Here is a 24,059-nt window from a genome sequence, read left to right on the forward strand (position 1 = left end):
GCCCCAACCGGAGCCCAGTCCAACGGTGTCCTCGCAGAGCATCGACAGGCGCGTCAGAACCCGTGTCGTACTTTGCATTCGCCCCCCCCTCCAATCGCCCCCCAACCCAAAGTGTCACCTAATAGGTGACACTTTGGGCCGCCGCCCCCCGCCCCACTCAACCGCCACGCCCCACTCAACCGCTCCGCAGCGCGGCGACCGCGTTCGGCGGTGGGCCCTCCCTCGATCACTGGCATGCAATCACCAGCAAAACCCGATTCTTGAGGGCCTCGTTTTGAACGGGAATGAGCAGCAATCCGCGACCTACTTCAGCGCCGCGAACTTGCGCAGGTATTTAAGCGCCACCTCGAACTCATTGGGCAGCGGCGCGGTGATCGTCACCGGCAGCTTGCCCACCGGATGTTTGATCGTGATGCGGCTGGCATGGAGCGCCAGGCGACTGATCAGCGGCTTTTCGTCCACACGGCCTTTGTAGCCACGCTTGAGATTGGAGAGTTTTAACTCGGTCACGCCGTCGCCATAAAACGGATCGTTGAGGATCGGCATGCCGACGTATTGCAAGTGGACGCGCAGCTGGTGCGTGCGGCCGGTGAGCGGGCGGCACTCGACGAGCGTAAACCCGGTAAAACGCTCCAGCACTTTGACGATCGTCTGGCTTGCTTTGCCCTTTTTGCGGATGGTGCGCATGCGGCCCGGCTGGGTCTCGTCGTCGATCAAATCACGGTTGATCAAAAATTCGTCGGCGCCGAGCGGGGCGGGCAGGTCCTCGGCATCCTCCTCGTCGAGAGGGTCAAACAGCTCGGGGGCCGGCAGGCCGACGCACAGGGCGTGGTAAACTTTGGCCACCGTTTTCGACTGGAACTGGCCGCTGACAAAATCGAGGGCGCTCTTTTGCTTCGTGCACAGCAGGATGCCGCTGGTGTCGGCGTCGATGCGGTGCACGTTGGCCACCTCATGGCCCATTTTGTCGTGAATGAGCCCCATGAGGTTTTCGCGAGTTTTGTCCCAGCGATCGGGCGCGACCAGCATGCCACTCGGTTTGTCGAACGCGATGAGCGTGTCGTCTTCGTAAATTACAGGAGGAATGGGCATGGACGGGAACGCATGGGATGCCTACTCGGCCCATCGCGCAAGCTCGGAGCCACATCGCTGTGTCTGCTTGTGCGTGAGCGCGCAGAGCAACACGGACGACACGGAGGTCGCCCCTCCGCAATCGTTCTCGTTCTCGTTCTCCTACTCGTTCTCGCGCCCGATGCCGACCAAACGCGCCCCGACCTTGCACACCGATTCAATTCCGCTCTTCCTGACGAACGAGAACGATTAAGAGAACGAGAACGAAGCGGACCGGTTAACATCCAAATTCACTTATTTTCTCCCGCCGCCCCATGAGCTCCCCCCGCCACATTCTTGCGCTCGACCAAGGTACCACCTCGTCACGCGCCCTCATTTTCGACCACTCCGGCCGCATCGTCGCCGCTGCCCAAAAGGAGTTCACTCAATATTACCCCACGCCCGGCTGGGTGGAACACGACCCTCGCGAACTCTGGGCCAGCCAACGCGCCGTCATCACCGAAGTGCTCGCCCGCGCCCAGCTGCCCGCCTCCGACTTCGCCGCGATCGGCCTGACCAACCAGCGCGAAACCACCCTGGTCTGGGACCGCGCGACGGGCCAACCCGTTTACAATGCCATCGTCTGGCAGGACCGCCGCACCGCCGATGACTGCGCGCAACTGCGCAGCGACGGCCACGAGCCCGGGGTCACCACCAAAACCGGCCTGCGCCTCGACCCGTATTTCTCCGCCACCAAGCTGCGCTGGATTCTAAACAACGTGCCGGGCGCTCGCGACGGGGCCGAGGCGGGGCGCCTGCTTTTCGGCACCGTGGACAGCTGGCTGCTGTGGCAGCTCACGGGCGGGCGCGTGCACGCCACCGATGTGACTAACGCCTCTCGCACCCTGTTGTGTAATCTCCACACCGGCGACTGGGACGACGAGCTGTTAACCCTTTTTGAAATCCCGCGCGCCCTGTTGCCGCAGATCCGCTCCTGCTCCGAAATCTACGGACACGTTGGCACCGAACTGCCGGAGCTCACGGGTGTGCCCATCGCAGGCGTGGCGGGCGACCAGCAGGCGGCGCTGTTTGGCCAGACATGCTTTCAACCCGGCATGGCCAAAAACACCTACGGCACCGGCTGTTTTACCCTGATGCACACCGGCGATCAACCGGTGGTTTCGCGCCACCACCTGCTGACGACGCCTGCGTGGAAAATCGGCGGGCGCACCGAGTATGCGCTGGAAGGCTCGGTATTCATCGGCGGGGCGGCCATCCAGTGGCTGCGCGACGAGCTGCAACTGGTGCGCGACGCCGCCGAGCTCGACCGGCTGGCCGAATCGGTGCCCGACGCCGGCGGACTTTTTTTGGTGCCTGCTTTTGCCGGACTGGGCGCGCCCCACTGGGACCCGTTTGCCCGCGGCACGATGGTCGGCATCACCCGAGGGACCAACCGCGCGCAGCTTTGCCGCGCCGTGATAGAGGCCATCGGCCTGCAAACCGCCGATCTCATCCGCTGCATGGAAAAAGACAGCGGGCTACCGCTGCGCGAACTGCGCGTGGATGGCGGGGCCGCCCGCAGCGCCCCGCTGCTTCAGTTTCAGGCGGATTTGCTGGGGGTGGATGTCGTGCGCCCGCGCTGCATCGAAACGACCGCGCTGGGTGCGGCCTACCTGGCCGGGCTGGCAACCGGCTTCTGGTCCAACCGCGAGGAAATCGCCCGCCACTGGACGATCGACCGCACCTTTACGCCCCAGCGATCAACCGAGGATATCGCCCGGCTGCGCGCGGACTGGGATTTGGCCGTTGGCGCGGCGCGGGCGTTTAAAACCTCGGGGCGCTAGCGCGCGCAAATCGGACTTATCGCCATTCGCGTTCAAGCTGCCCCCGACAAAATTGGGTCTTAGGGCGTTTGGCTCTGGAGTTTGGCCCCTGACTAGTCGAACGCAGATCAGCCGAATCCTTGAGCTCACGCTCAAGGCCACACTCTTCGCGAACACACTCCTTGTGGCCTTGAGCGTGAGCTCAAGGATTCGGCGCACCGCAGCCAGAAAAAACACCTCGTGCTCACGCACGAAGCCACACCGAGCCAAAGCCACCCAGGCAAAGGCACACTCCAGGCCGCACCCGCCCGAACGTGGCCTTGAGCGTGAGCTCAAGGTCTGGAGTTTGGCCGTTTAACTCGTGCCAAGAACCACACAGGTGCTGCGCATCATGTATGGCGATCTGAGCTGATCACTCCGGAGAGTTTCGCAGACTTCGCAACTGCCACCCGCACGTCAACGAACGCATCGAAACCCATGCCGTTGCTACATGCGGTACGCTTCTACCTTAGCTGGGGGGACGGATCTCAACTCGTTTTGGGGCCAAACTCCAGGGCCTTTGGCTAAAAACCCTGAGCTCACGCTCAAGGCCACGCTGCCGGCGAAAACACTGCACGTGGCATTGAGCGTGAGCTCAGGGTGGCCGTAGCCCTCAACTCGCACGCCATTTTGCATCGGGGATCGCGCCCTTGGAAGCTGGACGCCGAAGTGCGCTGCGGAGGGGAACAATCCGCCAAAAACCGGAACAATGTTACGACTGTGTTTCGCATGTGTGAACATTGCGTTACGCGGCCGCTTTGCCTTTGCGCACCGCTACAGGCGGCGCATCAGGACTAGCCACACCTTTATGACCGCGCTGAGTTTCGCCCCCGCCCTCTCCCTGCTTGCCGCCTTCGGACGCATATCGCCCGCGCAACCGCTGCGCACGCTCATCCGCACCACCGGCTACAAGCTGCGCCCGCCCCGGCCGGTTCCCTACGAACCGCTCACCCGCACCGCCCAACACGCGGTACTGGCCTCGGCGGCGGCAGGTCCGCACCAGCTCGCCACGCTTTTACACGAAAAGCGCAAAGGCGACGTGCCCACGATCGTTCTTGGCGGCTTCGTGCCCGATGCCACCGAGCAGGTCTTTTTGTTGCGCGGCTCGCTGCTCAAACGCGGCAGTGTGTTTTATCTTAACTACCCGCGCCACGGCTTTTCCGCCGACCTGCTTTTCGCCCAACTCGACGACCTGGTCGATGACCTCGCGCGCCGACAGGGCACCCCGCCGGTGATTTTTTCGGTGAGCTTTGGCTCCGGCCTGATCCTTGAATGGCTGCGTCGCGCCCGTTTGGCCGGTCGCCAGGCGGACGTTGCCGGCCTCGTGTTCGTGAGCCCCATCGGCTGTATCGAAGACCTGCTGGCCCCCGGCGAGGCCAAACCGGCCACCCTGCTCGGCCGCGCGGTCAAACCCTACCTCGACGCCGTCGATGGGGTGGTTGACCCGCGCCTGATTGAAAAATCGCGCACCATTTTCACCCGCATGTTTGGCGCCGGGGTGCAAAACAAGGCGGCACTGGCCACGCTCATGACCCCAGGCGAGATGGAGCACCTGAGTACGTCTGTGATGGACACCATTGCGCGTATAGACGCCCGAGGTGCCTGCGAACGCATGGGGGCGCTGCGCCGCTTCACCTCCCCAAACGACTATTTCTCGCAACGCCTGCTGCCGTTGAGCACAGCCCCGGTGCTGATCCTGTTCGCGGAAGACGAGGACTCCGTGATCGATTCGCGCTCCCCCACCCGCTTCGCGTTCACCGCCGCCCACCGGGCCTTTTTTCCGCGTAGCGAGTGCCGCACGCTGGCCAACCCCTCCGGCGCACGGGTGCAACACGCCTCGTTAATTTTCCACATCGGCAATTTCCTGCCCCCCATCGGCCGTTTTTACGGTACCATTAAAAACCGCCGGTTACCTCTCGCCGCATGAATACACTTGCGACCGCCCCCCGGGCCAAGCTGCCTAATCGCCAGCCGCCCCGTATGTTTTCCCCGACGCGAAGTCTGCTCACCGTAGGCGTCAGTTTCCTGACCACGCGCACTGCGCGTAAACTCAGGGACGGCAAGGACGCGGTGCCCGCACAAGAGCGCACCTTTGCGGGTTTGTGCACGCAACTCGCAGCCACCGCTTACGGCCGCTTGCACGGGATCGAGGCCCGTATGACCTACACCCAGTTTCAGTCGCGCGTACCTCTGCAAACCTACGAAGGCTTCATCCCCCACATCGAGCGCATGAAGGCCGGCGAGCCCAATGTGCTGTGGCCCGGGCATTGCAGTTTTTATGCGGTCTCCTCCGGCACCACCGCGGGGCGCACCAAGTACCTGCCGATCACCGAGGGAATGCTGGAGCACTTCCGCAAGGCCGGTCTGGACTCGCTGCTTTATTACACAGCACGCGTCGGCCACACGGGGGTTTTCCGCGGCAAACACCTGTTTCTCGGCGGCTCGACCACCCTTACCCAGCTTGAGGAATCCAAGCACCAGGCCGCCTACGCCGGCGACCTGAGCGGCATCACCGCGCTTAACCTGCCCGGCTGGGTCGAGAAGCACCTTTACGAGCCCGGCAAGTCGATTGCGCAAGTCGCCGACTGGCCCTCCAAGCTCCAAGCCATCGCCGAGCGCACGTGGAACCGCGACGTCACGCTTTTGGCAGGCATTCCCAGTTGGATGCTCATTCTTGCCGAAACGGTCAAAGCGCGCGCCACCACCCCGAACCACACTCCGGCCAATCTGCAAGCGGTCTGGCCGAATCTGGAATGCCTCATCCACGGCGGCGTCCCCGTCGGCCCTTACATCGAAGAGCTGCGCGCCCAAATCGGCCCCAGTGTTAACTTTCACGAGGTTTACCCCGCCTCCGAGGGTTTTATTGCCACCCAGGACGCCGAATCGGCACTCGGCCTGCGGCTAATGACCGACGTCGGCCTGTTTTTCGAGTTCATCCCGCTCAAGGACTACCAACCCAGCAACCTGCAAAACCTCGGCGAACGCACCGTGCCCCTGGCTGGCGTGCGCGCCGGGGTAGATTACGTGCTCGTGCTGAGCACCCCGGCCGGGCTCACCCGATACGTGATCGGCGACGTGGTGCGATTTATTTCCACCGACATTCCGCGCCTGGTTTACGTGGGGCGCACCGCGCTCCAGCTGAGCGCGTTCGGTGAGCATGTGATCGAAAAAGAGCTCACCGACGCCCTGATCGCCGTCTGCCAGCGTCACGGCTGGACAATTGTGAACTTCCATGTGGCCCCGCTGTTTAGCGACAGCGCAGCCGGCCAACGCCGAGGTCGCCACGAGTGGTGGGTGGAACTGAAGCCCAACACGACGGAAACACCCACCGGCCCGGTCATCGCCGTCGAGCTCGACGTGGAGTTAAAGCGACTCAACGACGACTATGAAGCCAAGCGTAACGGTGGCGGCCTAGATTCACCCGTAGTTAAGCTGGTGATGCCAGGGGTGTTCGAACAGTGGCTGCGCAGCAAAGGCAAATGGGGTGGCCAAAACAAAACCCCTCGCTGCCGCAGCGACCGCGAAATCGCCGACGGCCTAGCCCAAGTGGCCCGCTTTCACAGCGAAGCCTGACGAACGCCTCGCCTGCCGCCGAGGCGAGAGGCGCGGGCGCGTGCGGTGTGCGACAAAAAAGTGATCAACCCGCAAGCCGTCGGATCGTTGGCACAACGGCTGCTAAAGCCTATGTCGACAGGGCTGGTCGCAAGCGGCCAGATCTTAGGGGTAACATGAGGCCGGCTTGATCGCCGGCGTAGAAAAACAGGGGGGCCCGCCGTTAGGGGTTTCGGCGGGCCCTTACTCTCAAGCGCGATAAAGAAGGGAGCTTAATTCCGAGGACGGCAACCTGCTGAAAACCAGAAAACCGGGAGCGGCGACCTCCGTGTCGTCCGTGTTAGGCAGCCAAGTAGCGCAGACTTCCAGTCTGCTCCGAAGGCTTACGCGCTCCGCCGCCGAGGCAGACTGGAAGTCTGCGCTACTTTTCGGGCCGCACCCGATCCAGCCCACACGGAGGTGGGCCCTCCCACTGACTCGTGCACTGTCCTCATGCCCCCCCCCAAACTACAGCAGCGACGCGATGAGCTTCTCGTAGGCGGCCGGATCGCTTAGCCCGACCTTGCGGTGGCGAATGTTGCCCTCGCGATCGATGACAAACGCGGTCGGCAACCCCTCTACCCCGCCAAAGGCCTCAGCTGTAGCCGCATCGGCCATCACGAGAGGGTAATTAATCTTCATTTTATCCCCGAACGCCTTCACCACCGATGCCGGAGCTTCGTCCAACGACAAACCCAAGATCACCAGGCCGCGATCGGCGTACTTTTTCTGCCAGGCGATGTAGTCGGGGATTTCCTTCCGGCAAGGCGGGCACCAGGTCGCCCAAAAATCCACCACCACGACCTTGCCCTTGTAATCGCTCGACTTGACCTCGCGTCCCTCGACGTCGCGAAGCACCCAAGCCGGGGCCTTGCCCAGCACCGGCAAAGTCGAACGCGCTAACAGCGGCGGCACCGGACCCGCAGCCGAAGACTGAGCGCCTGCGGTGGCCAGCAAGCCCGCGACCAGCGCTAATGCCACACATCCCGTTTTCGTAAGATTATTCATGGAGTAAGTTCTCCAGAGAATCCCGGTTCATCCCTGCGTCAAGCGACGCTACAAACAGCCAAAAAAAACGAGGCGCAGACCGAAATCATCGGGCTGCGCCTGCTCACTCAAATAAAGACTGGTAGGGCCGCCGTCGGCCCCCGACTCATACCATTTCGCGATCAAAGAAATACAAACGAACCATTTTAACCACTAATGAACACTAATTTCCACCAATAAAAACAAGGGATTCGTCGCTTCTTGATTAGTGTATCTTAGTGTTCATTAGTGGTTAAAAATCCGGTTGTTTTAAGGTTGGATGATGGGTCGCTACTGACGTGATCACGGTAGTGGTCGGGTTTTAATGCGTTTGAATGCAAAATGGTATCACACCTCCTCTTCAACCTCTGTCATATTCATTCCCAGCGTCTCGATGAACTTTTTCATCGCCGGGGTCAGCACCCGTCCCTTGCGATGCAAGATCGCCAGCGGACGAGTGAACTCCTGGTTCTTAAATGGGATAACCACCAGAGTACCCTGCTGTTGCTCCTGCAGAACGGTGGCCTGGGGCACAATCGCGATGCCATGATCGATCTCCACGGCGCGCTTCACCGTCTCGATGTTGTCGAACTCCATGACCGGATCGATATCCAGCTTGTTTTCGCGGAAAATCTGATCGACCGCCTTGCGCGTGGGAATATCGGGGTCGAACCCGATAAAGCGTTGTCCTGCAAGTTGCTTCAAATCCACACCAGCTTCGCTAAACTGCGCCAGCGGATGGTTGGGATGGGCGATAACCACCAGCCTGTCGTCGCGAAACGGGAGCTGCTCGATTTGGCGGGTGCGAACCGGAAAGGCGACTAGGCCGAAGTCCACCGAGTTGTGCAAAATGTCCTCGTAAACCAGGTTCGAGCGCCGGTATTCAACCCGCACGTTGACCGAGGGGAAATCGACCAGGAAACGCTTAATAAAGGGCGGCAGCTCGTGCAGACCGATCGAGTAGATCGTCGAAATACGAATGGTTCCGCTGATGATCTTCTTCATCTCCTGCAGCTCACTGGACAGCTTGTCATAACTGTGAAGCAGCTCCTTGGCCGCCTCATACACGCGCTGACCCTCACGGGTGAGTTGAAACTGCTTTTGACTGCGGTCGATCAACAGCGCCTTAAAATGCCGCTCCATTGCCCGCGCCTGCTGGCTCACGGCTGATTGCGTGATGGCATTAATTTTTGCCGCTTTTGAGAAACTCTTCGTCTCAACCAGATCCGCGAAGATTTTGAAGTTTTCGATTTGCATGAGGCTTGGGTGCTTATTGCTTGGTATAAACAAATCTTATTAAATCAACCCCGTAAACTAGGCTCATTATGTTTCCCTCCTACGAGTCGTTTAAACAGCGGGCTGATACCGTTCGCGCGCAAATCGCCGCCGCCTGCCTGCGGGCGGGACGCGATCCGGCGTCGGTTGAACTGCTGGCGGTGACCAAAACCTACCCGGCCGCAGCCGCCGACTACGCCGCGCGCTATGGGTTGCGCACCGTGGGGGAAAACCGGGTGCAGGAGGCCGTGGAAAAACAACCCCAGTGCACGGCCAAAATCCAATGGGAGCTGATCGGCCACCTTCAGTCCAACAAAGCCAAACTGGCCGCCGCCCACTTCGATCGCGTCCAAAGCGTGGACAGCGAAAAACTGCTCAACCAGCTCGATGCTGCCGCCGCCGCCCTAGGGAAAACCCTACCCATCCTGCTCCAGATCAACGCCGGCCGTGATCCCGCCAAGTTCGGTGCCGAGATCGAGGATGCACCCCGGCTATTGGCAGCGGCACTGGGGAAAACCCACCTGCGCGTCGACGGGTTAATGACGATCGCGCCACTCGCCGACGACCCCGCAGTGGCGGCGGGCACCTTTGCCACGTTGCGCACCCTCCGCGACGACCTCGCGGCCCGCTTCGGGGTGCCGCTGCGTGAACTCTCGATGGGCATGAGCGGCGACCTGGAACTGGCGATACTCGCCGGCAGCACGCAGGTGCGCGTCGGCAGTGCCCTTTATGGCAGCCGCAGCTGAGCGGAGGACCTCAACGGACACTGCGCAGACGCACAAAGAGATCGAGGTAGGCTTGAGCCTGGCGGCCTGGATCGAACGCCGACCGGGCGAACGCACGCGCAGCCACGCCAGCGGTCTCGCAACGCTCGGCCGAACCTAGGTAACACCTCAACGCCGCGCCAAATCCCGCCGCGTTTCCCGGCTCCACCACCGCCCCCGTGACCCCATTTTGAATACATTCTCCCACGCCGCCCGCCGCGTAGGCCACCGCAGGCAAACCATGGGCCTGCGCCTCGATTAAAAAGTTGGAAAGCGACTCAGCCTTCGATGCGAGCACCGCCACATCCGCCGCCCGATAAAGCGGGGTCGGGTCGGCTTGAAAACCGAGAAACTTAACCCGCTCCGCCACCCCAAGGCGTTGAGCCAGCGCCTCGCACTCGCCTCGGGCCGAACCTTCGCCCGCCAGCCAGAGTTGCCAAGGGATTTCGCCACCGAAACCGGCGGCCACTTCAATGAGCGCGCGCTGGTTTTTCTCCGGACGCAACATGCCCACGCACAGCAGCACCCGAGTCGCTTCCGTGGCGCCAAAACGGGCGCGCAATGCTGAATCGCGTTTAACGACGACCGACGTCAGCGGAGGGAAAACCAACGCGTTATAAATCACCGAAACGCGGTCACTGGCGACGGCATGGACGCTCACCAGTTGGGCGGCCGATTCACCACTGTTGGCCACGATGTGCGCCACCTGCCGCAGCGAGCGGCGAAACAGGAACGGCAGGGGTTTTCCCGTGCGCAGGGTGCCAACCACCGTGACGGCCGGCAGTGCGCGGGCGATTTTACCCGCGTGGCAATTGGCCATCCGCCCCATGCACAACACGACGTCTGGAGCGGCGGCTCGGGCGGCGCGCACCAGCCCCGGCGCGAACCAATTTAGGCCGGTGTCGATGGGCTGCAACGTGAGCTGCCGGACGCCCCCGAGCGTAGGTGCCAGCACCCCGCCGGGGCGAAACGTCACCACCGTGACCTCGTGGCCGGCTTCGTGAAAGGCGCGAGCCAACAGCACGGTTTGCCGTTCGGTGCCGCCGCTGCGCAGACGGTCTTGAAGGAGCCAGATGATCATTCGTCGCTAGGGTCGTCGGGCAATTCGTCACCGGGATAAAACAGCAGCTCGGCGGCGCGGCTCCAGCTGGTGCGGCGGGCCCAGCTACGACCGGCCACGCCCATGCGGCTGCGCAGCACGGGATCTTCGATGAGTTGGCGGAACGCCTCGGTGAGCGCCGCGGGGTGTTGCGGGGCGACCAGCAAACCTGTTTCGCCGTCCACCACCGCTTCTGCCACACCACCGACCCGGTGCGCCACCACCGGCAGCCCGTGGGCGGAGGCCTCCAGATAAACGAGTCCGAACCCCTCCACGCTGTGACCGTAATCGATGCTGGTGAGCGCAAAAATGTCCGCGCGGGCATAGAGGCGCTCGAGTTCCTCCTCCGCTACGTTGCCAAAAAAACGCACACTCGGGCCAGGCCGGGCGGCCGCTGCGCGCAGGGTCCGCTCGTAGCCACCCCTATTCGCACTGCCCGCAACCCAATACTCCACTCGCTCGGCAAGCGCGGGCGGCAGCGCTTGCAAGGCCTGCAAAGCGAGCAACTGGCCCTTGCGCGGGTGAATCCGCCCGACTGTTAACACCACGACTTTGCCTGATGCTGCAGCCGCCGCGCTCGCCGCCGGTGTTCGCGCGACTGTGGCGAAATCATCCCGCAACGCGCCGGGAGTCAGGAAGGTTTTCGCATCAGCCTCTGGGAAGCACTCACACAACAAGTTTTTGGTGTAATGCGTGAGCGTGGTGATGCGAAACGCGTGCCGAATCAGGCGGCGCGTGAGCCAGCGGGTCACCGGGTCAGCGTGGAAGCGCAGGATTTCCGAGCCGTGGAAGGTGAGCACGATCCGGCGAGGGCGGAAGGTGCGCAGGGGCAGCAGTGCCATGAGGGCGAGCATCGGCCCTGGTTCCGGCAAATAAACCGTGGCGTAGCGCAACCGGCGGCGCTCACGGATGAGCCGCACGATGAGCTTGAGGCGACAGAACAGGTTGTGGGTGCCAGCCAGAGGCAGCCGACGCAGGGTGAACGGCCAGGGCTTTTCGGGGTGGCCTGCCGCGCTCTGGGCCCAAACTTCGATTTTGTGGCCCAGTGCCGCGCCGGCCCGGGCGACCTCCTCGGTAAACGTCGCGATCCCCCCTCGCTTGGGAAAAAACTCGTGTGTGATGACAAACACAGAGTGCGGGCCTGAATCATTCATGAAGGCGCAAGCTCGTCAGGCAAATCCGCGCCGATGGCAAGCCCTGCCCCGCCAGCACCTGTTTTTTTGTAACTAAAATAAAATTCACCGGTCAGCGTTCCGTGTTTGTAACCTTGGTGCCGCCAATTTTACCCTCCCGCCCAACACATGTCGTCCGCCGCTCCCTCCACCGCCACGCCTGCCCACGTTCCCCTCACCGCCGAGGCCGAAATCGCGTTACGGGAAAGCCTGCGTCGGTGCTCGGCTAAAACCGTCGATGCCGCCGTCGCCTACGGTCAGACCGGCGCCCCCCAGCACATCCCGGCGATCATCATCGGCATCATTGAGCGTTTCGTAGAACCCGAACTGCGCCCTCGCTTGGCCGCCGATTGCGACGACCTGCGCGTCATCGAGGATCTCGGGCTGGATTCACTCACCATGATGGAAATCGTCATGCTGGTCGAAGAGGTCACCCAGACCAAAATCGAGAACGACGAGTTGCGCGGGCTGGTCACGATTGGCGACATCAAGATTTTCGTGGATTGCCGCGCCCGCGGGGTGACGCCTCCCGCGCCCGCCAAAGTCATCCTCGGCGATGAACTGCGCAACCGCATGCCGATTTCAGCACCGTTTCTATTTCTCGACGATGCCCGCGTCAGCCCGACCCTCGCCACCGCCAGTTACCGCATCACCGGCCAAGAGTTTTTCCTCGCCGGCCATTTCAAGGGCAACCCGGTTATGCCCGCCTCCATCATGCTGGAGGCGCTGGGCCAACTCGGCGTGCTGCACCTGCTCACCGGGCTGCCCGTGGACGCCGGCAAGGTCGTGGGCGTTGCCACCATTTTCTTCGCCTCAACCGACGGCGTGCGTTGCCACCGCGTCTGCAAACCCGGCGACGTGCTCACCCTGACGCTTAAGCCCAAACGCGTTAAAGAGCCGCTCGCCGTTTACACCGGCAGCATTCGCGTGGGCCAGGAAAAAGCCATCAGCGCCGAGGAAATCACCCTGACCTTCGGCATCGTCGACGCGCCTCCCGCTCCCGAGCCCGAAGCGACGCCCGCAGCTGAGCCAATTTCGCCCCCCGCACCGATTGCGGCAACCGCCGCATCGACGACTCCTTCGCCTGCGGCGTGAGTTGAACCGCCACCGCTTTTGGCGCACGCCGTGTAGCCCCGCTCTAACACGCTCCGCTGCGGAAACCGAATTATTCAGCCATGCCTCGTATCTTCATCACCGGATTAGGATTTATCACCAGCATCGGCAACAGCTCAGCAGTCGTTGAGCAAAACCTGCGCGAGCTGCGCCACGGGTTTGTCTGCCATCCGGCATTCGCCGCCGACACGATTCCGGTCAAAGTGGCCGCCCCGGTGCGCGACTTCAAAACCGACGCCGAAGACCCCGAGGACTGGACGATCCCCGCGCCGTATTCGGTAAAACGCGACCAATTGCGCAGTCTCAGCCCGAACGCGCTCTACGCGACCTGCGCGATGCAACAGGCCATCACCGACGCGAAACTCGCGCCCGAGGACGTCTCCAACGACGACACCGGCCTCTACGCCGCCTCGGCGGGTTCGCCCGGCATGCTGGCGCGCCAAGTTAACCGCATGAATCAACACGGGGTGATGCGCTGCCAGCCACTCGGTGTGGTGGCCAGCATCGCCGGCACGGTGCAATTCAACTTGGTCGCGCATTTTAAAATCAAGGGAGCGTCCACGGGCTTCACCTCGGCGTGCGCCGCTTCGGCCCACGCGATGGGTTTCGCCATCGATGAAATCGCGCTCGGCCGTCAGAAACGCATGTTCGTGGTCGGTGCCGAAGACGGCAACGTGGAGACGATCCTGCCGTTTGCGGCGATGCGCGCGCTGTCACTCAACCCCGACCCCGCCACGGCCTCGCGCCCCTTCGACAAGCGCCGCGACGGCTTCGTCGGCACCGGTGGCGCCACCGTACTCGTGCTCGAAAGCGAAGCGGAGGTTCTGCGCCGCGGCGTAACCCCGTACGCCGAAGTGCTCGGTTGGGGCCAGGCCTCCGACGGCCACAATGTCGCCATTCCTCACCCCGACGGCGCCGGCCTGATTTCCGCCATGCGCAAGGCGCTCGCTGCCACCGGAGTCACCCCGGCCGACGTGGATCACATCAACGCGCACGGCACCTCCACGCCGATGGGCGACGCAGCCGAGTGTAAAGCCGTTCGAACCGTATTTGGCGAACACGCCGCCCGCGTCGCCATGAGCAGCACCAAGGCGCTCACAGGACACGGCCTTTCGCTGGCTGGAGCGATGGAGGCGGGCTTCTGCGCCCTCGCGCTCAAGCGTGGATTCATCCCCGGTTCGGCGCACATCAGCGAACTCGATCCGGCCTGCGAAGGCATAAAAATCCCCCGCACCACGCTGGTCGAACAGCCGCGCATTGTGCTCAACAACAGCAGCGGATTTGGCGGGGCCAACGTCTGCGTCGTGCTCAAGCAGGTGGCTTAACCCGTCGAGCGCGCTGCACGAGTGAAGGACGAAGGAAAAGTAGCGCAGACTTCCAGTCTGCTCGGGGCAGCCGATCACCAAGCAGACTGGAAGTCTGCGCTACCTCCAGCCGATGCGCCCGTCATAGCCTACCTTTTCACCACGTTCCCGAAAGCCACGGAAACGTTCCTCCAGCGCGAGGTGACCGGCCTGCAGGCGCTCGGCGTCAACCTGCGGCTCTACTCGATGTGGGGCGGAGGCGGCACGTTTAACGGCCAGCACGTGACCCGTTTCCCTAAGTGGAAACTCCTCTCGCTCGCCGTGTGGTTACCCTGGCTGGGCCTGCGGCACCCGAGCGTACTCGGCGAACTTTTACGCGGAGTCTGTAGCCATCGCCCGCGGTCGACCCTCAACTTGTTTGAGAACCTGCTCGGGCTCGGCTTCGGGCTCATCCACGCATCCCAGTTCCGTAAAAACCGCCCGGCGCACATCCACGCCGTTTGGGGCGGCGCACCCGCGGCGAGCGCGTGGCTGCTCTCGCGGCTCGACGGCCATGAATACAGTGGAGCGGGTCATGCCTATGACCTGTATCAGCACGGCGGCGACGGCTGGCTGCGCCAAAAACTCGCACCTGCACTTTGGATCCACACCTCGACCGACATGGGCCGACGCACGCTCTTGGAAAAGGGGCTGACCGACGGAAAAATTCACGTCATCCGCCGAGGGTTAACCACCCTGCCGCCGCTCAAAAGCCTGCGCTCCGAGCGCAGCAGTACCCCGTTGCGCTTGTTATGCGTGGCCCGGCTCGTGCCCAAAAAAGGCCTCGACCACCAGCTGCGTATCTACGCCGCGCTCAAGGCGGCGGGCGTGCCGTTTGAGGCGCGTATCGCCGGCGAAGGCCCGTTGCGCACCGCGCTTGAAAACCAGACCCGCGCCGCCGGTCTGACGGCGCAGGTGACGTTCCTCGGCCACCGACCGCAGGCGGATATCGCCGCGCAATTGGCATGGGCCGACGTTCTGCTCCACACCGGTGTGGTAGCGGCGGACGGCGACCGCGACGGGTTGCCCAACGTAATTCCCGAAGCGATGAGCGCCGGCGTGCTGGTGGTCACTTCACCGGCGGCGGCCACCACCGAAGCGATCACCGACGGACTAACCGGTCGCGTATGCCCGTTCGATGAACCGGCCCGCTGGGTGGAAGCGCTGAGCGCCTTACGACATGATGGCAATAACGCGAACGCGCGATCGGCGGCCCAGATGCAACTGGCCGCGCGCGCCTGGGTGGAAGCGAATTTCGATGCGCATAAAAACGCAGCGCGGCTGGCAGCGCTTTATCGGGAGCTCACGGCGGGGCACTGACCCTGAGCTCACGCTCAAGGCCACACGTCACCCGACATACCTCGTGGCCTTGAGCGTGAGCTCAAGGTTCCCTCCGGCTGCTCCGGATCGAGCCGCAACTCGAAGTCCGCTTTGGCGTAACGAGCGCGAATTACCAACTGCCCGTCCGGCGCAAAAACGACGTCGAGCGTTGCCGCCAAGGGCCCCTCGTCGTTCGGCACGATGAGCCAGACATTGGTAGCGGGCTTGGCCACCCGTTGCGTAAACAGTGTGCAGGATGCCGGAGTCTTGAAATTGAACCGGTCGCTCGACCAGCCTTGCACCGGATGATTGGCACCGCGCACCACCTGCCAGTCGCCGCCCGAAGCGCTGGAAGCAACCTGGAGTCGAAGTGAGCCCGCACCGTGGCGAATAATCTGCCCCGTGGCCGAATCGGCCGGAAGCGCGTCACAGACTGGCTCCCAATGCCAGAGCGTGCTCAGCGTGGCGGGCTGGAAGGCAACAATGCGGTCCACCACGATCCACCCCTGGTTGCGCACGTGAATCACCAGCCGCCGCCAGTCGCCGGCACGGGCATTTTCAGCAGTAGAAAAAGAGGTGTCGCCGTACGCGATTTCAAGATCCCCTTGGCGGAAAAACCGGCCGAGCGAATCGGGCGCACCGACGGCTTTCGGCCCCTGATCAGCGCCCTGGCCATCGAACAGGACAACATTATGGCCGGTCGCACCTGCGAAGTAGTCACGCCACGGGCCGGGCGCGTAGGTGTAGCGACCGTTGTCCACGAGGAAATCGCGGGTGCCCACCGACACTGAGAGGTGCAGGCGGTCGGCATGGTCATGGTCGGTGCCGCGTGGACCGGCGTCGAAGAACGACCAAAGCGTATCGTCACTGTGGGCATCTCGACTGCGGAAAACCGCCTGGCCCGCGTAGGGCATCCAATGGGAAACAGGGAGAGTCGGATCGGCGAGGTCGGGAGTGTTGTCGCGCAGGAGGCGGGCCACGTTTTCCTGGTCGGAGTCGTTGTTGAGCGGGTTGCCATGATCGGGCTTCATCACCGCCGCCAAATACGCCCAAAGCGTGCGTACACGCGGCCGCCAAGTATCCGCGAGATCGTGACGCCCGGCGGCATCGAGCAACGTGAGCAGGCGCTGGTAGATTGTCGCCACCACGCGTTGGTAGTGAGCGGACAACTCCTTGTGCGTACCGTCAGGGTAAACCTGGTCAGTGTAGCTTTGCTCGAGCTGCGCCAGGCTGTAACTTAGCCATTCCCCAGCATCGCGGTCTGTTTTAAAAACCAGGCTGAGTTGGGCCAACGCCAGCATTTCGGTGATGCGGTGGTTGCCGGCGAGCGCGTGGTGGTGGCGCAATTGTTCGCCATGGGCGTGAACGCTAGCAAGGAAACGGGCGCGACGCTCGGCGGTGAACTGGGGGTGGTCGCCGAGCTTGAGGTAAACCAGCGACCAGCTGTCGATGATGCGGCGGGCCGCTTCCAGGGGGCGCCAAGCGGCGGAAAAGGAAAAACGCCCCGGCGCGGGGTGGCGCACGATCCAATCATCGAGGGTGACAAAAATAAACTCAGGGTAACGCTCGTCGTGGGTACGCGCATACGCCTGCCAGATTAAGGGAAAATAAGCGTGGCGGTTAAAAAACCACGCCCACTCGGGGTCGTCACGGGGGCCTTTGTCATCCCAGTCAAAACCGCCGTCGGCGCGTCGAGCAGCGACGCCCTGCACCCCTTGAAGTGTGAAGGTGTCGCGCAATGCGAACTCGGCCTCAGCCAGCGTGGCGTCTCCAGCCGGACCTGCCACGGTGAGAATCGGGGCCCAAGCCTCAGCGGAATCTTCGGCGACTGCATGTAGCCGGGGGCCGGCGAGTAGCAGCAGGGCAACCAGCGCAGCCCGGAACGCCGAACTCTTACACGTCGGTTCCACGGGCGAGCAAGCGGGCGAGCGGGCGGGCGAAACCGGCGAGGGCCAGCGACAGCGAGATGCCCACAAGCGGACGGGAGAGCTGTTGTTTTACAAAGAAGCCGGCGTAGCTCGGGTTGAATGCGTCGAAGGATTGAGCGAGGTTGGCCAACAGCGTGACGAGGTTCACGACCACGCCACAAAGGGCCAGCAGGCGCACGAGCAGGAGGGCTTGGCGGTACATCGGGCCGACTCAAACGAGGACGGGCGCGAGCGTCATCACAAAAACATGCGGCAACGGAATTCATCGTTCGGCTCTGCCTAGGGCTGCTTCGCCGCTACGACGGCGCCCGCCACTCCACCACGCCACTTCGGGGTTGCGGGCAAGTTCGGTGAATCCACATTCGCTCGCACGTGACACCTGCCAACACCCACACGGATCCGCCCGAGGTCAGTATTATCATGGCGGTTTTTAACCGACTCGACCTCACCCAGCGCTGCCTCGTCACGCTGGAGCAGTCGCTCATCGGCGTAAATTTTGAAGTCTTGATCGTGGACGACGTGAGCACCGACGGAACACGCGATTTCTTAAAAACCCTCGGTTCGCTGCATCGGGTTTTTCTAAACGAGCGGAAGGGCAATTTCGCGATCAACAACAACCTCGCGGCGCGGGAAGCTCGGGCGGAACGGCTGCTGTTTTTAAACAACGACACCGAACTCGCCCCCGGCTGGTATGAGCCGCTGCGGGAAGCGTTGGCGGAAAAACCCGACGCGGGGTTCATTGGCAACCACCAGACCAATCCAACGACCCGCCGCTACGATCACCTCGGCGTGGTCTTCGCACCGTGGCTAACGCCGACCCACTACGGGCAACATTTCGCGCGGGTTCCGGCCGTTCTGCGCACTGGTGTGACACCTTGGAGCGCGGTAACGGCGGCGTGTTGCCTGACGCACCGCGACACGTTTTGGGCGGCGGGCGGTTTTGACGAAGCCTACGTGAACGGCTGCGAAGACATCGATTTGTGCCTGCGCATGCACCGGCTCGGGCGACGTCACTATGTGGCCAACGCGAGCGTGATCGTGCACCACAAAGGCGCTTCGCCAGGGCGGAAGCGATTTAACGACGTCAATCTGGAGCGGTTCAAGGCGGTCTGGGGCGACACGATCCGGCGTGAGTTTGTGGCGAGCGACGCGCGGTTGTTCGCGAAAACCTACCTGCGCAAAACGTTGGTTTACCCGTGGAAATCCAATCTGGGTAAAACCTGGGCGTGCCTGCGGATTTTGGCGGGCTGGCCGGCCAGGCGCGCACCGAAAGTGTCACCTAATAGGTGACACTTTCGGTCTGGAGTTTGGCCCCAAAAGCAGGTGGATGCGAAGCGGCCGGAGGCCCGGTTACGCAGCGCGGAAGAGTGCTTCAGCCAAGAAGGGTGGCGCTTTTGATGAGTTCGTGGAGGGAGGGTCGGTCGACGTGAAGTCGGAGAAACTCTCTGGGGCGATCTGGTCGGCCCAGCATTCGCTGCGCAGGGTGCGCAAGAGGTCCCCCGTGGAACTGGTCGCAGGCGAGGCGCCCGAAGAGTGCGTGCGCCATTTGGGCGGGCGAAGATGCGGCGGCGGATCAGGGGTTTGCCCCGCAGGATCGCCGAAGAGCAGGGCGGCGATTAACAACAGCGCATAGGCGGCGACGGTGGCGGCGGGTTGGTTGCGGTTGGAGGCGGCGGTGCGCAGTTGTGCCTGGCCGGTGCCGATCAGGGTTTTCTCATCCCGGAAGTTTCCCTCGATGACCCAACGCCAGAGGTAATACTGGAGTTGGTCACCCACGGGCATATCCGGGTCGGTGCAAACCAAGAAGGCAGGCTGGCGATAGAGCAGCTTCGAGCCTGCGCGCAATCGGTAGCCCACCGGGGCGATCACCATGACTTGCAACGGGAGCGTCGCCCCGGCTTTACGCCACAGCACCGGCCCGAGGGTCTTGATTTTAAAGGTGTGCTTTTTTCCGGCCGCATAAGCCTCGACGCTTTGCCAGGCCACGGTGTCGTCGGTGCGCAGCTCTTCCGGGGTCTGGACCGGCGCGCCATAGACCGGCGGGCGACCGGTGGCCGCGGGTGGTCCAGGCAGGGCGTTGAGCACGGCGTCCCGGCGGATCCGGCCGATATAAACGGTCTTGGCGGGCAGGCCCTTGAGTACGACCGCATTGGTGTAACTGCCATCGCCGGCGACCACCAGTTTGCGCGTGTCTGGCAGCGCCTGGCGAAGCTGCTGGATGCGGGCGAGCGCGACGACATTAAGCCGCTGCTGTTTTTTCTTCTCCGTGTACTGCTGAACCTCGTCGGTAGTGGCTTTTTTACCCGGCTTTGGCGGCGTCGGCGCGTGGGTGAAATCCACCGGAATCATCCGGGCGTGTCCGTCGGAACCAGGCCAGGCCGCAGAGAGTTGCACATAGCGCTGGCCGCGCACCAGGTTGGTTTGGAACGCGGGGCCGAGCGGATCGCGTTTCCAGCCGACGCCGTCGATCTTGACCCCGGTTTTGCGTACCAGGGTGTCATCGATGGCGGCCACCAACGGGGTAAGCGCCGGCAGGTTTACCTCAAGCTCATGGAGGACCGTGCGGAAAAGCCCCGCCGGCTTCACCCGGTCACGCGAATACAACCGGTAGTCGGCCGTCCAGTCCTGCTGGGCACGCCCGCACAGACAAATCAGGTTGGTAAGAGTCCCCCGGCACGGTGAAACCAGTGCCGCCATGAGATGCCCCTGCAGTCTCCGGGCGCACTCGGGGGCGGCGCAAGCCGCAGCACAAGCCCGTTTCATAAGTCGTCCCAGCCGATCGGATAAACCCAACTGGACTTTTTTTTAACGCCTACGTCCACCAGCTCGGGCGTGACCGGCATAACGGGCGCGACCAGACTGCGTGAGAGGACCAAATGATGCGCGTCGGTGACGGTCCACTCGACGGCCTCCGACTTGGCGAACCCCATCGTCTGGGCGATGGAAGCGGGTAATGTCACATACCACTGCTCACTGTTTTTGCGGATGATGCGCTGAACTTTGGTGGTGGTGCTCATGGTCCGACACCATCGTTCATGGCCACGCTTTTTCCCATGGGCCCGACGCCCCATTTATCTCTAGGGCCTTCTCCGGGCCAACTAGTCAGAGGCCAAACTCCAGACCGAAAGTGTCACCTAATAGGTGACACTTTCGGTGGGACGCCGTCGCCCCGCGTGTAGGCGTCCAGAGGACGCAGGGGGCCAAAATTGCGGTCGTCCACACTGACCATCCACATCGGTCGACCTGATTGCTGTCGGTTGCGCGTCCGGTCCAGCTGGTTTATTTCCAGCTGGTTGTGTCCGGCCTGTTGCGGGTCCGCTGGGTAGCCGGAGAAAACATCCCGTTCCAGCGCCTGCGGGCTAAAGCACCGCACTACCTCAAAGCGCTTTTTTCTTGGCGTAGGCAAACGCCTCGCCGATGCGCTCGATCTGTTCGTCGCTGTGACCGGCGGAAATGGCAGTGCGAATCAGGTCTTTGCCGATCGGTACGGCGGGGGCGATCGACATGACGGTGAACACGTTTTTCTCCAGCAACGCCTGCCAAAAGGCGTAGGCGCGCTGCTTGTCACCGATCACCACGGGCACGGCGGGCGTTTCGCTGCCCCAGGTGTCCAACCCAAGGTTTTTTAACATCGCCGTGTAACGGCGGGTGTTGGTCCAAAGGCGTTCGAGGTGCTCCGGTTCGGATTGGAGCACGTCGAGGGCGGCCGAGGCGGCGGCGGTTTGCGACGGGCTGAGCGAGGCGCTGAAAATCGTGTGTTTACTGTGCGTGCGCAGGTACTCGATCAGCGCGCGATCGCCGGCCACGTAACCGCCGGTGCTTGCGAGGGCCTTGGACATGCTGCCGCAGATGATATCAACATCGGCGGTGAGCCCGAAGTGGTCGCAGGTCCCGCGCCCCTGCCGGCCAAGCACGCCAAAACCGTGGGCGTCGTCGAGCACGTTAAAACAGGTGAACTCCTTGGCAATCGCGAGCAGGCCGGGCAAGTCGGCGATATGGCCTTCCATCGAGTAAATGCCCTCGATGACCATCATCTTGGCCACTGCCGGAGGCAGACTGGTGACTACGGCGCGCAGGTCTTCGGCGCTGTTATGGGAAAAACGCTCGACGGTGGCAGTCGACAGGCGGATGCCGTCCCACAGGCAGGAGTGGATGTTTTTGTCGGCGAGGATGACGTCGCCTTTTTGGGCAAAGGCGGCGATGCCGGATAGGCAGGACAAATAACCGGCGGCGTGAACGTGGCAGGCTTCTTTACCCAAAAACGCGGCGAGTTTTTCCTCGAGTTCGAGGTGATAAGCACGTGAGCCGTTGGAAACGCGCGCACCGGTCGGGCTGGAGCCCCATTTGAGAAGGGCGGCGCGGGACGCCTCGATGACCTTCGGATGGAAGGAAAGCCCGAGGTAGTCGTTACTCGCCAACATGATCATGTCGCGGCCCTGAAGGCGCACGGTGGTGCCCTGCTGGGCTTCCATGGCGTGGTAGTAGGGCGCGTACCGCAGGCGCAGCTTCGTGGCCGAATCGTCACGGGCGCGCTCAGCGATCGGTTTTTTGGACTTGGAGAAAAAAGGGAAGGCCATGGTTAAATGCTAAAAGCCGGCGATGCACCTAAGCCAGAATCACGCCGTCCTGCATACGAAAAACGTGGTCGCAGCGGTTGGCCAAATCGGGGTTGTGCGACACCATCAGCAGCGCTTGGCCGCGTTGGTGGGCGATGTCGCTGAGCAACGCGAACACCCGGTCGGCGTTGGCGTGGTCCAAGTTACCCGTGGGCTCATCGGCCAGAATCAAACCGGGGTCGTTGGCCAACGCACGGGCAATGGCCACGCGCTGCTGTTCACCGCCTGATAACTGCGTACCCAGACGCCGGGTTTTGTCACCCAGTCCGACGGCGGCGAGTAGGTCCGACGCCTTGGCTCGCATCGCTTCTTCGGGCAGGCGGCCAAGTTTGCGCATCGGCAGCATGACGTTCTCCAGCGCGGTGAACTCCTTGAGTAAAAAATGAAACTGGAAAACAAAGCCCATGTGCTCATTACGCACGGCTGTGCGCTCGTCGTCGGACAGCCGACTGGTCTCGCGGTCGCCCACCCAGATTCGCCCCTCGTCGGGGATGTCGAGCAGGCCGATGAGGTAAAGCAGCGTACTTTTGCCCGAGCCGGAATGGCCGGCGATGGCGTAGGTGCGCCCGCGCTCGATAGTGAAGCCGACTCCGCGCAGCGCGTGGCAGCGGGTGTCGCCCTCGCCCAGGTGGCGATGGAGGTTTTCGACGCGCAGCAGGCTCATGAGGAACTCCCCCGGATGACCGCGCCCGGCTCCAGACGAGCGGCGCGGCGAGATGGGAAATAACTGGCAATTAACACCACGATTGTGGCGATGACTGCGGCCGCCACGTAGTGCCACGGATCCCACAAGACGACGAAGTGGTCGCTGGCGAAAATCCCGCGGATGCGAATCGGGATATGCGAAAGAGTGTAAGTCCCCAAGGCGGCGGCCGCGCACCCGAGCACCACCCCGACCACCACGACAATACCGCCTTGCAGCATAAAAATACGGCTGATGTCGGCCCGCGTGTAGCCCATTGAACGCAGGATGGCGATTTCGCGGGTCTTATCGACGACGATCATCACCAAGGTGTTAAACATGCCCAAGCCGGAGATAAAAATGATGGTCGAGATGGTCAGGGCGGAGGAAATACGCAGCACGCTAAAAACCTGCAGCCAGGTTTTCTCGCGTTCCTGCCACGCCATGGTGGAGTGCGAAACAGCCTGCTCAATGCGGGGGGCGAGCGCAGGGGCGAGCGAGGGATCGAGCAGGTTGATTTGGATGAACGAGGCACCCGTAGGCTTGTTGAGCAGGGTACGAATAGCGGAAAGGTGCAGGTAGACGCGTTCGCGATCCACTTGATCGATACCCGTTTCAAAAATGGCGGCGACGCGGTAACGTTGCGGTTCGCCCGGCCCATCGAGCAAAACGGAATCCCCCACTTGCAAATTCATCCGCCTGGCTATTCGCGATCCAGCGATCAGGGCGTAGGGGCTTTCGCCAAAGGCTTTGATCGAGCCGTCAATAATCTGAGTGTCGAGGTCGGATACATTAAGGAAGGTATCGAGTTCGATACCGTAGGGCTTGGTGTCGTATTCGCGGAAATTAGCGATGAGCGTGGCATTGCCCCGAATGACGGGCGAGGCCGCCGTGACCTCGGCGAAGCCATTGAGCGCGTCGATGACAACCTTAGGGTGCTGAATGCCTGGGATATACTTAACCGAGCCCTCCACTGCGATGGAGAAGCTGCTGCCCTCGGTTGCAGTAATCGCACGGGTCGACTGAATGCGGTCTTCAATGCGAACCATCCCGTTTACCCCGAGGATGGTTTTGATAAAATAGGCCTCGAAGCCGGCGGTCTGGGCCTGGGTGATGACAAAAAAAGCCACCCCGAAAACGATGCCCGTCAGGCTCATGAGCATGGCGCGCTTGCGGGCGCCAAGGAAGCGGAGCGCAATGAGCAGGGAAGGAGGCATG

The 24,059-nt window shown here is 62.5% G+C and carries 21 protein-coding genes and 1 pseudogene; 10 read left to right on the top strand and 12 right to left on the bottom strand.

Going from position 1 to position 24,059, the window contains the following annotated elements:
• Window positions 1-303: 303 nt before the first annotated feature.
• Window positions 304-1,092 carry an RluA family pseudouridine synthase gene (locus tag H2170_10930; protein MCS6300593.1) on the bottom strand — a complete coding sequence of 263 codons (789 nt, stop codon included), beginning with the start codon at window positions 1,090-1,092 and terminating at the stop codon, window positions 304-306.
• Here H2170_10930 and H2170_10935 point away from each other — a divergent pair.
• The 4 genes from H2170_10935 (at window position 1,091) to H2170_10950 (ending at window position 6,485) form a co-directional block, all read left to right on the top strand.
• The gene (locus tag H2170_10935; GenBank protein ID MCS6300594.1) at window positions 1,091-1,324 is read left to right on the top strand and encodes a hypothetical protein; all 234 of its coding nucleotides are present in this window, start codon (window positions 1,091-1,093) and stop codon (window positions 1,322-1,324) included. The two genes, H2170_10930 and H2170_10935, sit on opposite strands and share 2 nt — an antisense overlap.
• Before the next feature lie 61 nt (window positions 1,325-1,385).
• Entirely contained in the window at window positions 1,386-2,894 is a 1,509-nt protein-coding gene (gene glpK / locus H2170_10940) for a glycerol kinase GlpK (GenBank protein ID MCS6300595.1), read from the top strand.
• Window positions 2,895-3,720: 826 nt separating this feature from the next.
• Window positions 3,721-4,839 (top strand): alpha/beta hydrolase, encoded by a 1,119-nt coding sequence (locus H2170_10945; GenBank protein MCS6300596.1) that lies wholly within the window; start codon window positions 3,721-3,723, stop codon window positions 4,837-4,839.
• Entirely contained in the window at window positions 4,836-6,485 is a 1,650-nt protein-coding gene (locus H2170_10950; GenBank protein ID MCS6300597.1) for a GH3 auxin-responsive promoter family protein, read from the top strand. Before H2170_10945 ends, H2170_10950 begins: the two co-directional genes overlap by 4 nt.
• Window positions 6,486-6,971: 486 nt before the next feature.
• On the opposite strand, the gene H2170_10955 is transcribed toward H2170_10950, so the two are convergent.
• Window positions 6,972-7,511 (bottom strand): TlpA family protein disulfide reductase, encoded by a 540-nt coding sequence (locus tag H2170_10955; protein MCS6300598.1) that lies wholly within the window; start codon window positions 7,509-7,511, stop codon window positions 6,972-6,974.
• 366 nt (window positions 7,512-7,877) lie between these two features.
• Window positions 7,878-8,786 carry a LysR family transcriptional regulator gene (locus tag H2170_10960; protein MCS6300599.1) on the bottom strand — a complete coding sequence of 303 codons (909 nt, stop codon included), beginning with the start codon at window positions 8,784-8,786 and terminating at the stop codon, window positions 7,878-7,880.
• 68 nt (window positions 8,787-8,854) lie between these two features.
• On the opposite strand from H2170_10960, the gene H2170_10965 reads away from it, so the two are divergent.
• Complete coding sequence (locus tag H2170_10965) at window positions 8,855-9,550, top strand: YggS family pyridoxal phosphate-dependent enzyme (protein MCS6300600.1); 696 nt, start codon at window positions 8,855-8,857, stop codon at window positions 9,548-9,550.
• A gap of 10 nt (window positions 9,551-9,560) precedes the next feature.
• On the opposite strand, the gene H2170_10970 is transcribed toward H2170_10965, so the two are convergent.
• Together H2170_10970 and H2170_10975 are read right to left on the bottom strand one after the other, a co-directional pair.
• Entirely contained in the window at window positions 9,561-10,649 is a 1,089-nt protein-coding gene (locus tag H2170_10970) for a glycosyltransferase (GenBank protein MCS6300601.1), read from the bottom strand.
• Window positions 10,646-11,821 (bottom strand): glycosyltransferase family 4 protein, encoded by a 1,176-nt coding sequence (locus H2170_10975; GenBank protein ID MCS6300602.1) that lies wholly within the window; start codon window positions 11,819-11,821, stop codon window positions 10,646-10,648. Before H2170_10975 ends, H2170_10970 begins: the two co-directional genes overlap by 4 nt.
• A gap of 147 nt (window positions 11,822-11,968) precedes the next feature.
• On the opposite strand from H2170_10975, the pseudogene H2170_10980 reads away from it, so the two are divergent.
• From H2170_10980 to H2170_10995, 4 genes and pseudogenes are all read left to right on the top strand, one after another.
• Window positions 11,969-12,379: pseudogene (locus H2170_10980) on the top strand (acyl carrier protein).
• A gap of 33 nt (window positions 12,380-12,412) precedes the next feature.
• Window positions 12,413-12,934: a 3-hydroxyacyl-ACP dehydratase gene (locus H2170_10985; GenBank protein MCS6300603.1), complete on the top strand. Its 522-nt coding sequence runs from the start codon at window positions 12,413-12,415 to the stop codon at window positions 12,932-12,934.
• Between the two features lie 80 nt (window positions 12,935-13,014).
• Window positions 13,015-14,277: a beta-ketoacyl-[acyl-carrier-protein] synthase family protein gene (locus tag H2170_10990; protein ID MCS6300604.1), complete on the top strand. Its 1,263-nt coding sequence runs from the start codon at window positions 13,015-13,017 to the stop codon at window positions 14,275-14,277.
• 57 nt (window positions 14,278-14,334) lie between these two features.
• Entirely contained in the window at window positions 14,335-15,615 is a 1,281-nt protein-coding gene (locus H2170_10995; protein ID MCS6300605.1) for a glycosyltransferase family 4 protein, read from the top strand.
• Window positions 15,616-15,629: 14 nt separating this feature from the next.
• On the opposite strand, the gene H2170_11000 is transcribed toward H2170_10995, so the two are convergent.
• Window positions 15,630-17,525: an alginate lyase family protein gene (locus H2170_11000; protein MCS6300606.1), complete on the bottom strand. Its 1,896-nt coding sequence runs from the start codon at window positions 17,523-17,525 to the stop codon at window positions 15,630-15,632.
• Window positions 17,509-17,745 carry a hypothetical protein gene (locus H2170_11005; protein ID MCS6300607.1) on the bottom strand — a complete coding sequence of 79 codons (237 nt, stop codon included), beginning with the start codon at window positions 17,743-17,745 and terminating at the stop codon, window positions 17,509-17,511. Before H2170_11005 ends, H2170_11000 begins: the two co-directional genes overlap by 17 nt.
• Before the next feature lie 170 nt (window positions 17,746-17,915).
• On the opposite strand from H2170_11005, the gene H2170_11010 reads away from it, so the two are divergent.
• Window positions 17,916-18,833 (top strand): glycosyltransferase family 2 protein, encoded by a 918-nt coding sequence (locus tag H2170_11010; protein MCS6300608.1) that lies wholly within the window; start codon window positions 17,916-17,918, stop codon window positions 18,831-18,833.
• A gap of 60 nt (window positions 18,834-18,893) precedes the next feature.
• On the opposite strand, the gene H2170_11015 is transcribed toward H2170_11010, so the two are convergent.
• From H2170_11015 to H2170_11035, 5 genes are all read right to left on the bottom strand, one after another.
• The gene (locus H2170_11015) at window positions 18,894-20,240 is read right to left on the bottom strand and encodes a transposase (protein ID MCS6300609.1); all 1,347 of its coding nucleotides are present in this window, start codon (window positions 20,238-20,240) and stop codon (window positions 18,894-18,896) included.
• A gap of 62 nt (window positions 20,241-20,302) precedes the next feature.
• On the bottom strand, window positions 20,303-20,560 hold the full coding sequence (locus H2170_11020; protein MCS6300610.1) for a hypothetical protein: 258 nt from the start codon (window positions 20,558-20,560) through the stop codon (window positions 20,303-20,305).
• Window positions 20,561-20,920: 360 nt separating this feature from the next.
• Window positions 20,921-22,120: a pyridoxal phosphate-dependent aminotransferase family protein gene (locus tag H2170_11025; protein MCS6300611.1), complete on the bottom strand. Its 1,200-nt coding sequence runs from the start codon at window positions 22,118-22,120 to the stop codon at window positions 20,921-20,923.
• A gap of 28 nt (window positions 22,121-22,148) precedes the next feature.
• A complete protein-coding gene (locus H2170_11030; GenBank protein MCS6300612.1) occupies window positions 22,149-22,823 on the bottom strand; it encodes an ABC transporter ATP-binding protein in 675 nt (224 codons plus the stop codon).
• Window positions 22,820-24,058 (bottom strand): ABC transporter permease, encoded by a 1,239-nt coding sequence (locus tag H2170_11035; protein MCS6300613.1) that lies wholly within the window; start codon window positions 24,056-24,058, stop codon window positions 22,820-22,822. Before H2170_11035 ends, H2170_11030 begins: the two co-directional genes overlap by 4 nt.
• Window position 24,059 lies beyond the last annotated feature (1 nt).

It is taken from the genome of Opitutus sp. (genome assembly GCA_024998815.1).
In the GTDB taxonomy this organism is placed as follows: domain Bacteria; phylum Verrucomicrobiota; class Verrucomicrobiia; order Opitutales; family Opitutaceae; genus Rariglobus.

What these genes read in the sequence shown, in the direction of transcription:
- H2170_11035 (MCS6300613.1), bottom strand. Translation starts at nt 24,058, where the DNA reads ATGCCTCCTTCCCTGCTCATTGCGCTCCGCTTCCTTGGCGCCCGCAAG.
- H2170_10985 (MCS6300603.1), top strand. Translation starts at nt 12,413, where the DNA reads ATGCCGATTTCAGCACCGTTTCTATTTCTCGACGATGCCCGCGTCAGC.
- glpK (MCS6300595.1), top strand. Translation starts at nt 1,386, where the DNA reads ATGAGCTCCCCCCGCCACATTCTTGCGCTCGACCAAGGTACCACCTCG.
- H2170_10975 (MCS6300602.1), bottom strand. Translation starts at nt 11,821, where the DNA reads ATGAATGATTCAGGCCCGCACTCTGTGTTTGTCATCACACACGAGTTT.
- H2170_10945 (MCS6300596.1), top strand. Translation starts at nt 3,721, where the DNA reads ATGACCGCGCTGAGTTTCGCCCCCGCCCTCTCCCTGCTTGCCGCCTTC.
- H2170_11015 (MCS6300609.1), bottom strand. Translation starts at nt 20,240, where the DNA reads ATGGCGGCACTGGTTTCACCGTGCCGGGGGACTCTTACCAACCTGATT.
- H2170_11030 (MCS6300612.1), bottom strand. Translation starts at nt 22,823, where the DNA reads ATGAGCCTGCTGCGCGTCGAAAACCTCCATCGCCACCTGGGCGAGGGC.
- H2170_10930 (MCS6300593.1), bottom strand. Translation starts at nt 1,092, where the DNA reads ATGCCCATTCCTCCTGTAATTTACGAAGACGACACGCTCATCGCGTTC.
- H2170_10990 (MCS6300604.1), top strand. Translation starts at nt 13,015, where the DNA reads ATGCCTCGTATCTTCATCACCGGATTAGGATTTATCACCAGCATCGGC.
- H2170_10950 (MCS6300597.1), top strand. Translation starts at nt 4,836, where the DNA reads ATGAATACACTTGCGACCGCCCCCCGGGCCAAGCTGCCTAATCGCCAG.
- H2170_10960 (MCS6300599.1), bottom strand. Translation starts at nt 8,786, where the DNA reads ATGCAAATCGAAAACTTCAAAATCTTCGCGGATCTGGTTGAGACGAAG.
- H2170_11025 (MCS6300611.1), bottom strand. Translation starts at nt 22,120, where the DNA reads ATGGCCTTCCCTTTTTTCTCCAAGTCCAAAAAACCGATCGCTGAGCGC.
- H2170_10970 (MCS6300601.1), bottom strand. Translation starts at nt 10,649, where the DNA reads ATGATCATCTGGCTCCTTCAAGACCGTCTGCGCAGCGGCGGCACCGAA.
- H2170_10935 (MCS6300594.1), top strand. Translation starts at nt 1,091, where the DNA reads ATGGACGGGAACGCATGGGATGCCTACTCGGCCCATCGCGCAAGCTCG.
- H2170_10965 (MCS6300600.1), top strand. Translation starts at nt 8,855, where the DNA reads ATGTTTCCCTCCTACGAGTCGTTTAAACAGCGGGCTGATACCGTTCGC.
- H2170_11005 (MCS6300607.1), bottom strand. Translation starts at nt 17,745, where the DNA reads ATGTACCGCCAAGCCCTCCTGCTCGTGCGCCTGCTGGCCCTTTGTGGC.
- H2170_11020 (MCS6300610.1), bottom strand. Translation starts at nt 20,560, where the DNA reads ATGAGCACCACCACCAAAGTTCAGCGCATCATCCGCAAAAACAGTGAG.
- H2170_10955 (MCS6300598.1), bottom strand. Translation starts at nt 7,511, where the DNA reads ATGAATAATCTTACGAAAACGGGATGTGTGGCATTAGCGCTGGTCGCG.